9 protein-coding genes, 4 tRNA genes, 2 rRNA genes and 1 pseudogene (1 of these 16 only partly in view) are annotated in these 16,030 nt (G+C 54.8%); all 16 read left to right on the forward strand.

Annotation, left to right across the window (positions count from 1 at the left end; genetic code table 11):
- Nucleotides 1-1,514 (forward strand): 23S ribosomal RNA (locus JN403_RS07105); it begins 1,377 nt to the left of the window's first position.
- 146 nt (nt 1,515-1,660) lie between these two features.
- Nucleotides 1,661-1,776 (forward strand): 5S ribosomal RNA (rrf, locus tag JN403_RS07110).
- A gap of 187 nt (nt 1,777-1,963) precedes the next feature.
- Entirely contained in the window at nt 1,964-2,935 is a 972-nt protein-coding gene (birA, locus tag JN403_RS07115; RefSeq protein ID WP_205486521.1) for a bifunctional biotin--[acetyl-CoA-carboxylase] ligase/biotin operon repressor BirA, read from the forward strand.
- Between the two features lie 43 nt (nt 2,936-2,978).
- Nucleotides 2,979-3,410, forward strand: a complete 432-nt coding sequence (locus tag JN403_RS07120) for a hypothetical protein (RefSeq protein ID WP_205487249.1) — start codon at nt 2,979-2,981, stop codon at nt 3,408-3,410.
- A 147-nt stretch (nt 3,411-3,557) separates the two neighbouring features.
- A tRNA-Tyr gene (locus JN403_RS07125) sits at nt 3,558-3,642 on the forward strand.
- 27 nt (nt 3,643-3,669) lie between these two features.
- Nucleotides 3,670-3,743: transfer RNA gene (locus tag JN403_RS07130), tRNA-Gly, on the forward strand.
- A gap of 26 nt (nt 3,744-3,769) precedes the next feature.
- Nucleotides 3,770-3,845, forward strand: a tRNA-Thr gene (locus tag JN403_RS07135).
- 175 nt (nt 3,846-4,020) lie between these two features.
- A tRNA-Trp gene (locus JN403_RS07140) sits at nt 4,021-4,096 on the forward strand.
- Between the two features lie 44 nt (nt 4,097-4,140).
- Complete coding sequence (gene secE, locus JN403_RS07145; RefSeq protein WP_122536821.1) at nt 4,141-4,509, forward strand: preprotein translocase subunit SecE; 369 nt, start codon at nt 4,141-4,143, stop codon at nt 4,507-4,509.
- 9 nt (nt 4,510-4,518) lie between these two features.
- Nucleotides 4,519-5,052, forward strand: a complete 534-nt coding sequence (gene nusG, locus JN403_RS07150; RefSeq protein WP_205486523.1) for a transcription termination/antitermination protein NusG — start codon at nt 4,519-4,521, stop codon at nt 5,050-5,052.
- Nucleotides 5,053-5,171: 119 nt separating this feature from the next.
- Entirely contained in the window at nt 5,172-5,603 is a 432-nt protein-coding gene (gene rplK / locus JN403_RS07155) for a 50S ribosomal protein L11 (protein WP_037017696.1), read from the forward strand.
- Complete coding sequence (gene rplA, locus JN403_RS07160) at nt 5,604-6,299, forward strand: 50S ribosomal protein L1 (RefSeq protein ID WP_122536823.1); 696 nt, start codon at nt 5,604-5,606, stop codon at nt 6,297-6,299. It abuts the gene before it with no gap.
- Between the two features lie 197 nt (nt 6,300-6,496).
- Nucleotides 6,497-6,997 (forward strand): 50S ribosomal protein L10, encoded by a 501-nt coding sequence (gene rplJ / locus JN403_RS07165; RefSeq protein ID WP_065988463.1) that lies wholly within the window; start codon nt 6,497-6,499, stop codon nt 6,995-6,997.
- A gap of 78 nt (nt 6,998-7,075) precedes the next feature.
- A complete protein-coding gene (gene rplL / locus JN403_RS07170) occupies nt 7,076-7,441 on the forward strand; it encodes a 50S ribosomal protein L7/L12 (RefSeq protein ID WP_019409897.1) in 366 nt (121 codons plus the stop codon).
- 221 nt (nt 7,442-7,662) lie between these two features.
- A pseudogene (gene rpoB / locus JN403_RS07175) lies at nt 7,663-11,734 on the forward strand (DNA-directed RNA polymerase subunit beta).
- Nucleotides 11,735-11,797: 63 nt separating this feature from the next.
- Nucleotides 11,798-15,997, forward strand: coding sequence for a DNA-directed RNA polymerase subunit beta' (gene rpoC, locus JN403_RS07180; protein ID WP_108121483.1), 4,200 nt, complete (start codon nt 11,798-11,800; stop codon nt 15,995-15,997).
- The last annotated feature ends 33 nt before the right edge of the window (nt 15,998-16,030 follow it).

The raw sequence follows: 16,030 nt of genomic DNA on the forward strand, positions 1-16,030 counted from the left end.
TTAATATTCCTGTACTTCTGGTTATTGCGATGGAGGGACGGAGAAGGCTAGGCCAGCCTGGCGTTGGTTGTCCAGGTTTAAGGTGGTAGGCTGAAATCTTAGGTAAATCCGGGATTTCAAGGCCGAGAGCTGATGACGAGTGTTCTTTAGAACACGAAGTGGTTGATGCCATGCTTCCAAGAAAAGCTTCTAAGCTTCAGGTAACCAGGAACCGTACCCCAAACCGACACAGGTGGTTGGGTAGAGAATACCAAGGCGCTTGAGAGAACTCGGGTGAAGGAACTAGGCAAAATGGCACCGTAACTTCGGGAGAAGGTGCGCCGGTGAGGGTGAAGGACTTGCTCCGTAAGCTCATGCCGGTCGAAGATACCAGGCCGCTGCGACTGTTTATTAAAAACACAGCACTCTGCAAACACGAAAGTGGACGTATAGGGTGTGACGCCTGCCCGGTGCCGGAAGGTTAATTGATGGGGTTAGCTAACGCGAAGCTCTTGATCGAAGCCCCGGTAAACGGCGGCCGTAACTATAACGGTCCTAAGGTAGCGAAATTCCTTGTCGGGTAAGTTCCGACCTGCACGAATGGCGTAACGATGGCGGCGCTGTCTCCACCCGAGACTCAGTGAAATTGAAATCGCTGTGAAGATGCAGTGTATCCGCGGCTAGACGGAAAGACCCCGTGAACCTTTACTATAGCTTTGCACTGGACTTTGAATTTGCTTGTGTAGGATAGGTGGGAGGCTTTGAAGCGTGGACGCCAGTCTGCGTGGAGCCAACCTTGAAATACCACCCTGGCAACTTTGAGGTTCTAACTCAGGTCCGTTATCCGGATCGAGGACAGTGTATGGTGGGTAGTTTGACTGGGGCGGTCTCCTCCTAAAGAGTAACGGAGGAGTACGAAGGTGCGCTCAGACCGGTCGGAAATCGGTCGTAGAGTATAAAGGCAAAAGCGCGCTTGACTGCGAGACAGACACGTCGAGCAGGTACGAAAGTAGGTCTTAGTGATCCGGTGGTTCTGTATGGAAGGGCCATCGCTCAACGGATAAAAGGTACTCCGGGGATAACAGGCTGATACCGCCCAAGAGTTCATATCGACGGCGGTGTTTGGCACCTCGATGTCGGCTCATCACATCCTGGGGCTGAAGCCGGTCCCAAGGGTATGGCTGTTCGCCATTTAAAGTGGTACGCGAGCTGGGTTTAGAACGTCGTGAGACAGTTCGGTCCCTATCTGCCGTGGACGTTTGAGATTTGAGAGGGGCTGCTCCTAGTACGAGAGGACCGGAGTGGACGAACCTCTGGTGTTCCGGTTGTCACGCCAGTGGCATTGCCGGGTAGCTATGTTCGGAAAAGATAACCGCTGAAAGCATCTAAGCGGGAAACTTGCCTCAAGATGAGATCTCACTGGAACCTTGAGTTCCCTGAAGGGCCGTCGAAGACTACGACGTTGATAGGTTGGGTGTGTAAGCGCTGTGAGGCGTTGAGCTAACCAATACTAATTGCCCGTGAGGCTTGACCATATAACACCCAAGCAATCTGCAGAGAGACAGCAGGTTGCGGTGTGTGAAGACGCATGAAGACGAAAGTTTGCGAACACACAAGCTGCACCTTGATCACATACCCGATTTGCTGAAGCGTTCGAGAGAACGAATCAGTACCCGAATTTCTTGACGACCATAGAGCGTTGGAACCACCTGATCCCATCCCGAACTCAGCAGTGAAACGATGCATCGCCGATGGTAGTGTGGGGTTTCCCCATGTGAGAGTAGGTCATCGTCAAGATTAAATTCCGAAACCCCATTTGCGAAAGCAGATGGGGTTTTGTTTTTGCGCGCGAAAACTGTCAACCACCTCTCACAATTAATCAGTCTTCTAGGTGCCTTGCCGGCGGCTTGGACCTTGAAACTTACGCTTGCGTAGGTCAGCTGTATGGCTATCATGCGCGTCTTACTGCCAGGCACTCTGACTCATGCATACATTGCTAAAGCTACTTGAAGACGGGGCGTTTCACTCCGGTGAGGATCTGGGGCTTGCGCTGGGTGTCAGCCGGAGTGCCGTCTGGAAGAAGCTACAGCAGGTCCAGGCTGACCTGGGCATAGAGATTTACAAGGTGCGTGGTCGTGGCTACCGGTTGGCCTCGCCGCTGTCATTGTTGGATGATAAGGCTCTGCGTCGTGAGCATATGGGGTTGGGTTGGGCGTGCAGGATTCACGAAACGATCGACTCAACTAATGCTGAAGCCATGCGAGTGGCCAATTCAGACGCTGAACTTCCTTGCTTGGTTCTCGCAGAGCAACAGACGGCTGGTCGCGGCAGGCGTGGCCGTCATTGGGTAAGTCCTTTCGCTGAAAATCTCTACTACAGCCTCGCTTTGCGTATGGATGGCGGGACGCGCCGCCTGGATGGCCTGAGTCTTCTAGTAGGACTTGCTGTGGTAAATACGCTGAGAGAGCTCGGTATCGATACTGCGGGGCTGAAATGGCCCAATGATATTCTGGTCGGCGGTAAGAAACTTGCTGGAGTGCTGCTTGAGATAACCGGCGATCCTGCCAATGTATGTCATGTGATAATTGGTATTGGCATCAACGTCAATATGCGTGAATCCATTAACGTAGACCAGGCTTGGACTTCATTGGCGCTGGAGCTGGGGCTTGTCCATGACCGCAACAAGGTTGCTTGTGCGTTGAGTCGGAATCTCAGCGTATATCTTGCTGGTCATCAGGAAAAGGGCTTCGCGGCCTACCGCAGAGATTGGGAGGAGAAGCACTTATGGCACGGGCTTGTGGTAACTCTCACTGCAGGCGCAACGACCACTCAGGGCGTTGTCCTGGGAGTTGGTGATGACGGGGCGCTAAGGCTGGAGGTAGGCGGCCGTGAGGAGCACTTCAGCGGGGGAGGTAAGTCTGAGGCTTCAGCAGAATTAGGTAGAAATCAGGGTTAATAGGTAGGCATGCATCCGAATGCATATCGATTATGAGGTGGGTATGCCTTGGGCATTTTTGTTGTTGCTCATGTTGAACGGTCTTTATTTTGTCTGGCATCAGCAGGATGCGCCGCTGCGCCCCAAAGAAGTCGAGCCGCTGCTGACTCATCGAGCATATGGCCAGGATATTCGGCTGCTTAGCGAGTCGGGATTGGATCGTGCTAACGCGCGCATCGCCGCAGACCAAGAGAAATGCCTCTACCTGGGCGGCACCCCCAAGCAGGCTGAAATTACGCTTCTTGAGCAGCGCCTTGTTGCATTGGATATTGACACTCACTTGAGTGAGCGCCTGGATCATCAAGGCGGCGGGTATTGGCTGAAGATTGCGCCTGCGAGTAGGCGGCTGGTGAGCGATGTGCTAATCGCCGAGCTCCGCAGGGATTTTCCCACGCTAAAAAATGAAATAATGTCATGTGAGGCATTGCAACCGTAGATTAGTTTGAATAGAATGGCGCCCGCTTCGCAGTGCAGATCAATTGATAGGTACTGATGTGGCGAAGGTCAATGCTCGTAACCTCAAGTTTTTATTGAGAAAAAGATTGACAGAAGGGTGGCATGATATAGAATGCTGCCTCGCTTAGGAGGGGTTCCCGAGCGGCCAAAGGGATCAGACTGTAAATCTGACGTCTACGACTTCGAAGGTTCGAATCCTTCCCCCTCCACCATATTTTGAGCGTAAGCAGCAAAGCTCAGCGGGTATAGTTTAGTGGTAGAACCTCAGCCTTCCAAGCTGATGATGCGGGTTCGATTCCCGCTACCCGCTCCAGGTTTTCTGGTTGTGCAATGTGTTTTGCTCTTGTAGCTCAGTTGGTAGAGCACACCCTTGGTAAGGGTGAGGTCAGCGGTTCAAATCCGCTCAAGAGCTCCATTACTAAGGCAGATATGTGAGTATCTGCCTTTGTTTTAGGCGCTACGAATGCCATGGTTTTCAAGCTCTTGGTGAGGTAGTGCTGCAGTGAATCGGCCTGCACGATAGCAGTAGTCGAGTTGCTGTTGAAATCTTCCTGTCAGGTCCGCATAATGGTCGGCCTGATTTTGCTTTTAGGTCAGTAGCTCAATTGGCAGAGCGACGGTCTCCAAAACCGTAGGTTGGGGGTTCGATTCCCTCCTGACCTGCCAGATTCTCCAAAGTATCTGGCTTTCTTTTGACAGGATTTTAGTAGATGAATCCAAAGGCTGAAGCCCAAGACTCCCGTTTTGATCTCGTGAAGTGGCTTGTCGTAGTGCTTCTGGTGGTCGTGGGTGTCGTTGGAAATCAATACTACTCCGCGCAACCAATCCTGTATCGCGTTCTTGCCCTGCTTGTGATCGCCGCCGTGGCAGCCTATGTGGCTCTGCAGACGGGGAGGGGCAAGGCTTTCTTTGTTTTGGCCAAAGAAGCTCGCGCTGAGATTCGTAAAGTCGTGTGGCCTACGCGTCAAGAGACTACCCAGACCACTTTGATCGTGGTTGCAGTGGTTCTCGTCATGGCGCTGCTGTTGTGGGGTTTAGATTCCCTGCTCGGCTGGCTTGTTTCCTTGATTGTCGGCTAAGGGTGTCCCGTGGCTAAGCGTTGGTACGTAGTGCATGCCTACTCGGGTTACGAGAAGCATGTCATGCGCTCACTGGTTGAGCGTGTAAAGCTTGCAGGCATGGAAGATGGCTTCGGCGAAATTCTGGTCCCTACTGAAGAAATAGTGGAAATGCGTAACGGCCAGAAACGCAAAAGCGAACGCAAATTCTTCCCTGGCTATGTGCTTGTTCAGATGGACATGAACGAGGGTACCTGGCACTTGGTCAAGGACACTCCTCGTGTCATGGGTTTCATTGGTGGTACGGCAGACAAGCCGGCCCCTATTACCGATAAAGAAGCTGAGGCAATTCTGCGTCGTGTTGCCGATGGCAGCGACAAGCCGAAGCCAAAGACTCTGTTCGAGCCGGGCGAAGTCGTCCGTGTTACAGATGGTCCGTTTGCTGATTTCAACGGTACTGTCGAAGAAGTCAATTACGAGAAGAGCCGGATCCAAGTGGCGGTGCTCATTTTCGGACGCTCCACTCCGGTGGAGCTGGAGTTCAGTCAGGTCGAAAAGGCGTAACTGAGCTCAGAATCCCATACCCCGCAGCCTTGGGCTGTGGGGTTTTTTCGTCACCGGGATAAACGCGCAAGTAACCGGGGAGCCTTTCGAGGCGCTAGAACCCGTAATTGGAGTGCCTCATGGCCAAGAAGATTACCGCTTACATCAAGCTTCAAGTGAAAGCCGCTCAGGCTAACCCAAGCCCGCCTGTTGGTCCTGCACTGGGTCAGCACGGCGTGAATATCATGGAATTCTGCAAAGCGTTCAACGCCCGTACTCAGGGTATTGAGCCAGGTCTGCCAACTCCTGTGATCATCACTGTTTACAGTGACCGCAGCTTCACCTTTGAAACCAAAAGCACCCCGGCTTCGGTACTGCTGAAAAAAGCGGCTGGCTTGACCAGCGGCTCGGCTCGTCCGAACACCGTAAAAGTTGGCACTGTAACCCGTGCCCAGCTGGAAGAAATCGCCAAGGCAAAAAATGCCGACTTGACCGCTGCTGATATGGACGCCGCCGTGCGCACCATCGCCGGTTCTGCTCGTAGCATGGGCCTTAACGTGGAGGGTGTGTAAATGGCTAAGCTGACTAAGCGCCAAAAAGCCATCGCTTCGAAAGTCGAAGCTGGCAAATCTTATAACTTCAACGAAGCGGCTGCTCTGCTGGCTGAGTTGTCGACTGTAAAGTTCAGTGAGTCTGTAGACGTTGCTGTGAACCTCGGTGTTGATCCTCGTAAATCCGACCAGGTCGTACGTAGCGCTACCGTGCTGCCGCACGGGACTGGCAAGACCGTTCGTGTCGCAGTATTTACTCAAGGTCCAGCTGCTGAAGCCGCTCTGGCTGCCGGCGCTGATCGCGTTGGTATGGACGACTTGGCTGCTGAAATGAAGGGCGGCGATCTGAACTATGACGTCGTTATTGCATCCCCGGATGCCATGCGTGTTGTTGGTCAGTTGGGTCAGATCCTCGGCCCGCGCGGCCTGATGCCTAACCCTAAAGTCGGTACCGTTACTCCAGACGTAGCCACTGCCGTGAAAAACGCCAAGGCTGGTCAGGTTCGTTATCGCACCGACAAAAACGGCATTATCCACACCTCCGTTGGCAAGGTCGGCTTTGATGCAGACAAGCTGCGTGAGAACGTTGAAGCGCTGATCGCCGATCTGAAGCGTATCAAGCCTGCTTCTTCGAAAGGTATCTACGTTAAGCGCGTAACACTGAGCACCACTATGGGCCCAGGCTTGGTCATCGACCAGGGTTCGTTGGACGCGTAAGACTGGCATGGCGCGGGCAACCGTGCCATTGCGAAAATTGGGGTCCCTGCCTGGCGGGGGCTATCCAAGACCGTAGGCGGCGAAAGCCTTAAACCTCAAGCCTACGCAGATGGTGCTCCCGGTTCTTTACCGAATCAGACACCAAAACGACATCCGACTCAGGTCAGATGAAACGGTAACAAGCAGGAGTTAAACCCGTGGCAATTAAACTCGAAGACAAGAAGGCCATCGTCGCTGAAGTCAACGAGGCTGCCAAAAACGCTCTGTCTGCTGTTGTGGCTGATGCCCGCGGTGTGACAGTAGGCGCGATGACCGGACTCCGTAAAGAGGCTCGTGAAGCTGGCGTATACGTGCGTGTCGTACGTAACACTCTGCTCAAGCGCGCCGTTGCTGACACTGAGTACAGTGTCCTCAACGACGTGTTCACTGGCCCGACCTTGATCGCGTTCTCCAATGAACACCCAGGCGCTGCTGCCCGTTTGTTCAAAGAGTTCGCTAAAGGTCAGGATAAGTTCGAGATCAAGGCAGCTGCGTTCGAGGGCAAGTTCCTCGCACCTAATCAGATCGACGTACTGGCAACATTGCCGACCCGCAACGAAGCGATTTCGCAGCTGATGAGCGTGATTCAAGGCGCTACCAGCAAGCTCGCTCGTACTCTGGCGGCCATCCGCGAACAGAAAGAAGCCGCTGCAGCCTAAGGGCAGGCACTTCCTCTCGCGTATTTTTGTTTATTTCGATGGTCGCGTAGGCCGTCCCCCAATTCAGGAATTAGAGTCATGTCTATCTCTCAAGACGATATCCTCAACGCCGTAGCTGAAATGTCCGTTCTGCAGGTTGTAGAGCTGATCAAAGCATTCGAAGAAAAATTCGGTGTTAGCGCTGCCGCTGCTTCCGCTGGCCCAGCCGCTGCTGCTGCCGTTGTTGAAGAGCAAACCGAATTCAACGTCATGCTGCTGGAAGCTGGCGAGAAGAAAGTTAACGTCATTAAAGCAGTTCGTGAATTGACCGGTCTGGGCCTGAAAGAAGCCAAGGCAGTCGTTGACGGCGCTCCAGCAATGGTCCTGGAAGCAGTAGCTAAAGACGCTGCTGACAAAGCCAAGGCTACTCTGGAAGAAGCAGGCGCTAAAGTCGAGCTGAAGTAAGCATCGACTTTGCGTTTCCAGCCCAAGCGTTAAGCGAAAGGCTGATGGCTGGTGGCTTCTGCCACCGGCCTTTTTCCGTTGTTGGCAGCTGATTCGGTTAGCGCTGATTACGTGATCTACCCACCTTGAACGGTGGCGCGAACCATGGGGTTCGCAAGATTTTTCTGGCTGCTCCCGTCGGGAGGAGCCAAACAAGCAGGTGACCAAGCTGGGGAACGCTGATGGCTTACTCATATACTGAGAAAAAACGTATCCGCAAGGACTTTAGCAAGTTGCCGGACGTCATGGATGTGCCTTACCTCCTGGCCATCCAGCTGGATTCGTATCGTGAATTCTTGCAAGCGGGAGCGACTAAAGATCAGTTCCGCGACGTGGGCCTGCATGCGGCCTTCAAATCTGTTTTCCCGATCATCAGCTACTCCGGCAATGCTGCTTTGGAGTATGTGGGTTATCGTCTGGGCGAACCGGCTTTTGATGTCAAGGAATGCGTGCTCCGCGGTGTGACGTACGCCGTACCTTTGCGGGTAAAAGTACGCCTGATCATTTTCGACAAAGAATCGTCGAATAAAGCGATCAAGGACATCAAAGAGCAAGAAGTCTACATGGGTGAAATCCCCTGATGACTGAGAACGGTACCTTCGTTATCAACGGTACCGAACGAGTGATCGTTTCCCAGCTGCACCGTTCTCCGGGCGTGTTCTTTGACCACGACCGCGGCAAGACGCACAGTTCTGGCAAACTGTTGTACTCGGCTCGCATCATTCCTTACCGTGGTTCGTGGCTGGACTTCGAATTCGATCCGAAGGATTGTGTCTTCGTACGTATCGACCGTCGCCGCAAACTCCCTGCATCGGTTCTGCTCCGTGCGCTGGGTTACACCACAGAAGAAGTGCTGGATGCCTTCTACACCACCAACGTATTCCACGTTCAGGGCGAGAACCTGAATCTGGAGTTGGTGCCTCAGCGCCTGCGTGGCGAAATTGCCGTTCTGGACATTCTGGACGACAAGGGCAAGGTGATTGTTGAGCAAGGCCGTCGTATCACGGCTCGCCACATCAACCAGCTCGAAAAAGCGAACATCAAGACCCTTGAAGTTCCGCTCGACTACGTCATCGGTCGCACCAGCGCCAAAGCGATTGTGCATCCTGCGACCGGGGAAATCATTGCCGAGTGCAATACCGAGCTGAACACCGAGATCCTGGCAAAAATTGCCAAGGCTCAGGTTGTCCGTATCGAGACGCTGTACACGAACGACATCGACTGCGGTCCTTTCATCTCCGACACCCTGAAGATCGACTCGACCGGCAATCAGCTTGAAGCCCTGGTCGAAATCTATCGGATGATGCGTCCTGGCGAGCCACCTACCAAGGATGCCGCCGAGACCTTGTTCAACAACCTATTCTTCAGCCCAGAGCGCTACGATCTGTCGGCTGTAGGTCGGATGAAGTTCAACCGTCGTATCGGTCGTACCGAGATCGAAGGTTCGGGCGTCCTGCACAAAGACGACATCGTTGCAGTGCTGAAGACCCTGGTCGACATCCGTAATGGTAAAGGCATCGTCGATGACATCGATCACCTCGGTAACCGTCGCGTTCGTTGCGTAGGCGAGATGGCCGAGAACCAGTTCCGTGTAGGTCTGGTGCGTGTTGAGCGTGCGGTTAAAGAGCGTCTGTCGATGGCGGAAAGCGAAGGCCTGATGCCTCAGGACCTGATCAACGCCAAGCCGGTTGCGGCAGCGGTGAAAGAGTTCTTCGGCTCCAGCCAGCTTTCCCAGTTCATGGACCAGAACAACCCGCTGTCCGAGATCACTCACAAGCGTCGCGTCTCTGCACTCGGCCCTGGTGGTCTGACGCGTGAGCGTGCTGGCTTTGAAGTTCGTGACGTACACCCGACTCACTACGGTCGTGTATGCCCGATTGAAACGCCGGAAGGTCCGAACATCGGTCTGATCAACTCCTTGGCTGCTTATGCGCGCACCAACCAGTACGGCTTCCTCGAGAGCCCGTATCGTGTGGTTAAAGACGCTCTGGTAACTGACGAAATCGTTTTCCTCTCGGCTATTGAGGAAGCGGATCACGTCATTGCCCAGGCTTCTGCTGCAATGAACGACAAGAAGATCCTGGTTGACGAGCTGGTCGCTGTTCGTCACTTGAACGAGTTCACCGTCAAGGCGCCGGAAGACGTCACCCTGATGGATGTTTCGCCGAAGCAGGTTGTATCGGTTGCAGCATCGCTGATCCCGTTCCTTGAGCACGACGACGCCAACCGTGCGTTGATGGGTTCGAACATGCAGCGTCAGGCTGTACCAACGCTGCGCGCTGACAAGCCGCTGGTAGGTACCGGCATGGAGCGCAACGTTGCGCGTGACTCCGGCGTTTGCGTCGTAGCCCGTCGTGGCGGTGTGATCGACTCAGTAGATGCCAGCCGTATTGTGGTTCGTGTTGCAGATGACGAAGTCGAGACAGGCGAAGCCGGTGTCGACATCTACAACCTGACCAAGTACACACGTTCGAACCAGAACACCTGCATCAACCAGCGTCCGCTGGTGAGCAAGGGTGATCGCGTTCAGCGCAGTGACATCATGGCTGACGGCCCGTCCACCGATATGGGTGAGCTGGCGCTGGGCCAGAACATGCGCATCGCGTTCATGGCGTGGAACGGCTTCAACTTCGAAGACTCCATCTGCCTGTCCGAGCGTGTTGTTCAGGAAGACCGCTTCACCACGATCCACATTCAGGAACTGACCTGTGTGGCGCGTGATACCAAGCTCGGGCCTGAAGAGATCACTGCTGACATCCCTAACGTGGGTGAAGCGGCACTGAACAAGCTGGACGAAGCCGGTATCGTTTATGTTGGCGCGGAAGTAGGCGCTGGCGACATTCTGGTAGGTAAGGTCACTCCCAAGGGCGAGACCCAGCTCACTCCAGAAGAGAAGCTGCTGCGCGCAATCTTCGGTGAGAAAGCCAGCGACGTTAAAGACACCTCCTTGCGCGTACCTACTGGTACCAAAGGCACCGTCATTGATGTTCAGGTCTTCACTCGTGATGGCGTTGAGCGTGATGCTCGTGCGCTGTCCATCGAGAAGAGCCAGCTCGACGAGATCCGCAAGGATCTGAACGAAGAGTTCCGCATTGTTGAAGGCGCAACCTTCGAGCGTCTGCGTTCTGCGCTGGTAGGTCGTACCGCTGAAGGTGGTGCCGGCCTGAAAAAGGGCAGGAAATCACCAACGAAGTTCTGGACGGTCTGGAACACGGTCAGTGGTTCAAGCTGCGCATGGTCGAAGATGCGCTGAACGAGCAGCTCGAGAAAGCTCAGGCGTACATTGTTGATCGCCGCCGTCTGCTGGACGACAAGTTCGAAGACAAGAAGCGCAAGCTGCAGCAGGGCGATGACCTTGCTCCAGGCGTGCTGAAGATCGTCAAGGTCTACCTTGCGATCCGCCGCCGCATCCAGCCGGGCGACAAGATGGCCGGTCGTCACGGTAACAAAGGTGTGGTCTCCGTGATCATGCCGGTTGAAGACATGCCTCACGATGCCAACGGTACGCCGGTAGATATCGTCCTCAACCCGTTGGGTGTACCTTCGCGTATGAACGTTGGTCAGATTCTCGAAACCCACCTGGGCCTCGCGGCTAAAGGGTTGGGCGAGAAGATCAACCGCATGCTTGAAGAGCAGCGTAAAGTTGTTGAGCTGCGCAAGTTTCTGAACGAGATCTACAACGAGATTGGCGGCCGTCAGGAAAATCTTGAAGACCTCTCTGATCAGGAAATTCTGGATCTGGCGAAGAACCTGCGTGGCGGCGTTCCGATGGCTACCCCGGTATTCGACGGGGCCAAGGAATCCGAAATCAAGGCAATGCTCCGCCTGGCGGACATGCCGGACAGTGGCCAGATGCAGCTGTTCGACGGCCGTACCGGTAACAAGTTTGAGCGTCCGGTCACCGTCGGCTACATGTACATGCTGAAGCTGAACCACTTGGTGGACGACAAGATGCACGCGCGTTCCACTGGTTCGTACAGCCTGGTTACCCAGCAGCCGCTGGGTGGTAAGGCTCAGTTCGGTGGTCAGCGTTTCGGGGAGATGGAAGTCTGGGCGCTGGAAGCATATGGCGCGGCGTACACTCTGCAAGAAATGCTCACAGTGAAGTCGGACGACGTGAACGGCCGTACCAAGATGTACAAGAACATCGTGGACGGCGATCACCGTATGGAGCCGGGCATGCCCGAGTCCTTCAACGTGTTGATCAAAGAAATCCGTTCGCTCGGTATCGATATCGATCTGGAAACCGAATAACACGTGACGCGAATCGAGGGTGGGTCGGTATGACTGCCCTCTGCTCCGCCAGGAGGAAAGGCCTTGAAAGACCTACTGAATTTGCTGAAAAACCAGGGTCAAGTCGAAGAGTTCGACGCCATCCGCATCGGATTGGCATCGCCTGAGATGATCCGCTCGTGGTCGTTCGGTGAAGTTAAAAAACCGGAAACCATCAACTACCGTACGTTCAAACCCGAGCGTGACGGCCTGTTCTGCGCCAAAATCTTTGGCCCGGTCAAGGATTACGAGTGCCTGTGCGGTAAGTACAAGCGCTTGAAGCATCGTGGCGTCATCTGCGAGAAGTGTGGCGTTGAAGTCGCACTGGCCAAAGTCCGTCGTGAGCGCATGGCTCACATCGAACTGGCATCGCCGGTCGCTCACATCTGGTTCCTGAAGTCGCTGCCGTCCCGTATCGGCTTGCTGATGGACATGACCCTGCGTGATATCGAACGCGTTCTCTACTTCGAGAGCTATGTCGTTATCGATCCGGGCATGACCACGCTCGAAAAAGGGCAACTGCTGAACGACGAGCAGTACTTCGAAGCCCTCGAAGAGTTCGGTGATGACTTCGACGCCCGTATGGGTGCCGAGGCTGTCCGTGAGCTGCTGCACGCTATTGATCTGGAACACGAGATTGGCCGTCTGCGCGAAGAGATTCCGCAAACCAACTCCGAAACCAAAATCAAGAAGCTGTCCAAGCGCCTGAAGCTGATGGAAGCCTTCCAGGGTTCCGGCAACCTTCCAGAGTGGATGGTGTTGACCGTTCTGCCGGTTCTGCCGCCAGACCTGCGTCCACTGGTTCCACTGGACGGTGGTCGTTTTGCGACCTCTGACCTCAACGATCTCTATCGTCGGGTGATTAACCGTAACAACCGTTTGAAGCGCCTCCTTGATCTGTCTGCTCCTGACATCATCGTGCGTAACGAAAAGCGCATGCTGCAGGAAGCTGTCGATGCGCTGCTCGATAACGGTCGTCGCGGTCGTGCCATTACTGGTTCGAACAAGCGTCCTCTGAAGTCCCTGGCTGACATGATCAAGGGTAAGCAGGGCCGTTTCCGTCAGAACTTGCTCGGTAAGCGTGTTGACTACTCTGGCCGTTCGGTGATTACCGTAGGTCCGACCCTGCGTCTGCACCAGTGCGGTCTGCCGAAGAAGATGGCACTGGAGCTGTTCAAGCCGTTCATTTTCGGCAAGCTCGAAATGCGTGGTCTCGCAACCACCATCAAAGCTGCCAAGAAAATGGTTGAGCGCGAGCTGCCAGAAGTCTGGGACGTTCTCGCCGAAGTGATTCGCGAACACCCAGTGCTTCTGAACCGTGCGCCGACGCTTCACCGTCTGGGCATTCAGGCGTTTGAGCCGGTTCTCATCGAAGGTAAAGCGATCCAGCTGCACCCGCTGGTCTGTGCGGCATACAACGCCGACTTCGACGGTGACCAGATGGCCGTTCACGTGCCGCTGACGCTGGAAGCTCAGCTCGAAGCCCGTGCGCTGATGATGTCGACCAACAACATTCTGTCCCCGGCTAACGGTGAACCAATCATCGTTCCTTCGCAGGACGTTGTATTGGGTCTGTACTACATGACCCGTGAAGCGATCAACGCCAAAGGCGAAGGTCGTGTGTTTGCGGATCTGCAGGAAGTTGACCGTGTGTTCCGTGCTGGCGAAGCCGCACTGCATGCGAAAGTAAAAGTGCGCATCAACGAAACGGTCAATGATCGTGACGGTGGCAGCGTCAAGAACACTCGTATCGTCGACACAACCGTTGGCCGTGCGTTGCTGTTTCAGGTGGTTCCGGCCGGCCTGTCATATGACGTCGTCAACCAGCCGATGAAGAAGAAGGCGATCTCCAAGCTGATCAACCAGTGCTATCGCGTGGTTGGCCTGAAAGAGACCGTTATCTTCGCTGACCAGTTGATGTACACCGGTTTTGCTTACTCGACGATCTCGGGTGTTTCCATCGGCGTTAACGACTTCGTTATCCCTGATGAAAAAGCTCGCATCATCGACGCAGCGACCGATGAAGTGAAAGAGATCGAAAGTCAGTACGCCTCAGGCCTGGTTACCCAGGGCGAGAAGTACAACAAGGTGATCGACCTCTGGTCCAAGGCCAACGACGAAGTCTCGAAAGCGATGATGTCGAACCTCTCCAAAGAGAAGGTTGTCGACCGTCATGGTGAGACCGTTGACCAGGAATCCTTCAACTCGATGTACATGATGGCCGACTCTGGTGCGCGGGGTTCCGCTGCACAGATTCGTCAGCTGGCAGGTATGCGTGGTCTGATGGCCAAGCCGGATGGCTCGATCATTGAGACGCCGATCACTGCGAACTTCCGTGAAGGTCTGAGCGTACTTCAGTACTTCATCTCGACTCACGGTGCTCGTAAGGGTCTTGCGGATACCGCGTTGAAAACCGCGAACTCCGGTTACCTGACTCGTCGTCTGGTAGACGTTGCACAAGATCTGGTCGTTACCGAGGTTGACTGCGGTACCGAGCACGGTCTGGTCATGACACCGCACATTGAAGGCGGTGATGTCGTCGAGCCGTTGGGCGAGCGCGTATTGGGTCGAGTGATCGCCCGTGACGTATTCAAGCCTGGCACTGAAGACGTCATCGTTCCAGGCGGCACGCTGGTTGACGAGAAGTGGGTTGAATTCATCGAGCTGAACAGCATCGACGAAGTCATCGTGCGTTCTCCAATCAGCTGCGAAACCCGTTTCGGTATCTGCGCCAAGTGTTATGGCCGAGATCTGGCGCGCGGTCACCAGGTGAATATCGGTGAAGCTGTCGGTGTTATCGCTGCACAGTCGATCGGTGAGCCGGGTACCCAGCTGACCATGCGTACATTCCACATCGGTGGTGCGGCAAGCCGTACTTCTGCTGCGGACAGTGTTCAGGTGAAGAACGGCGGTATCGTTCGTCTGCACAACCTGAAGCACGTTGAGCGCCTTGATGGCCACCTCGTCGCGGTTTCGCGTTCCGGTGAGCTGGCAATTGCCGACGAATTCGGGCGTGAGCGCGAGCGTTACAAGCTGCCGTATGGTGCCGTGATTCTGGTGAAGGAAGGTGACAAGGTCGACGCAGGGTCCATCGTGGCCAAGTGGGATCCGCACACTCACCCAATCGTCACCGAGATGAAAGGTACCGTGACCTACGTGGGCATGGAGGAAGGTATTACGATCAAGCGCCAGACCGATGAATTGACCGGTCTGACCAACATCGAAGTACTTGATGCCAAGGATCGTCCTGCAGCAGGCAAAGACATTCGTCCTGCGGTCAAGATGGTTGGTGTGGATGGCAAGGATCTGTTGCTGCCAGGTACTGACGTACCTGCTCAATACTTCCTGCCCGCTAACGCCCTCGTCGGTGTTGCGGATGGTGTGCAAGTGGGTGTCGGTGATGTTATCGCCCGTATCCCGCAAGAGACGTCCAAGACCCGTGACATCACCGGTGGTCTGCCGCGTGTTGCCGACTTGTTCGAAGCGCGTCGCCCTAAGGAAGCATCGATCCTGGCCGAGGTCAGCGGTACGATCGCGTTCGGTAAAGAGACCAAAGGCAAGCGCCGTCTGGTTATCACGCCAAACGATGGTACCGATCCGTACGAAGAGCTGATTCCAAAATGGCGTCACCTCAACGTCTTCGAAGGTGAGCAGGTCAGCCGTGGTGAGGTTATCTCCGACGGTCCTAGCGATCCGCACGATATCCTGCGTCTGCTGGGTGTCAGCGCTCTGGCGAAATACATCGTTAACGAGATTCAAGACGTTTACCGCCTGCAAGGCGTGAAGATCAACGACAAGCACATCGAGACGATCCTTCGTCAGATGCTGCGTAAAGTCGAGATTGCTGAGTCGGGCGACTCGAGCTTCATCAAGGGTGACCAGATGGAGTTGACGCACGTACTGGTTGAAAACGAGCGCCTGGCGGCCGACGAGAAATTTGTTTCGAAATTTACTCGTGTGTTGCTTGGTATCACCAAGGCCTCGCTGTCCACCGAATCGTTCATCTCGGCGGCCTCCTTCCAGGAGACCACTCGCGTACTGACCGAGGCGGCGGTTACCGGCAAGCGCGATTATCTGCGCGGCCTGAAGGAAAACGTGGTCGTGGGTCGTCTGATCCCAGCAGGTACCGGTCTGGCATATCACAGCGAGCGCAAGCGTCGTCGTGAAGCTGACAAGCCGATGCGTGTAAGTGCGAGCGAAGTTGAAGCCGCGCTGACCGAAGCGTTGAACTCAAGCAGTAATTGAGAGTAGGGCCCCGGTTTTCATGGTCATTGGTCA

Origin of the sequence: Pseudomonas sp. 15A4, from assembly GCF_016925575.1 — a bacterium.
Classification (GTDB): domain Bacteria; phylum Pseudomonadota; class Gammaproteobacteria; order Pseudomonadales; family Pseudomonadaceae; genus Aquipseudomonas.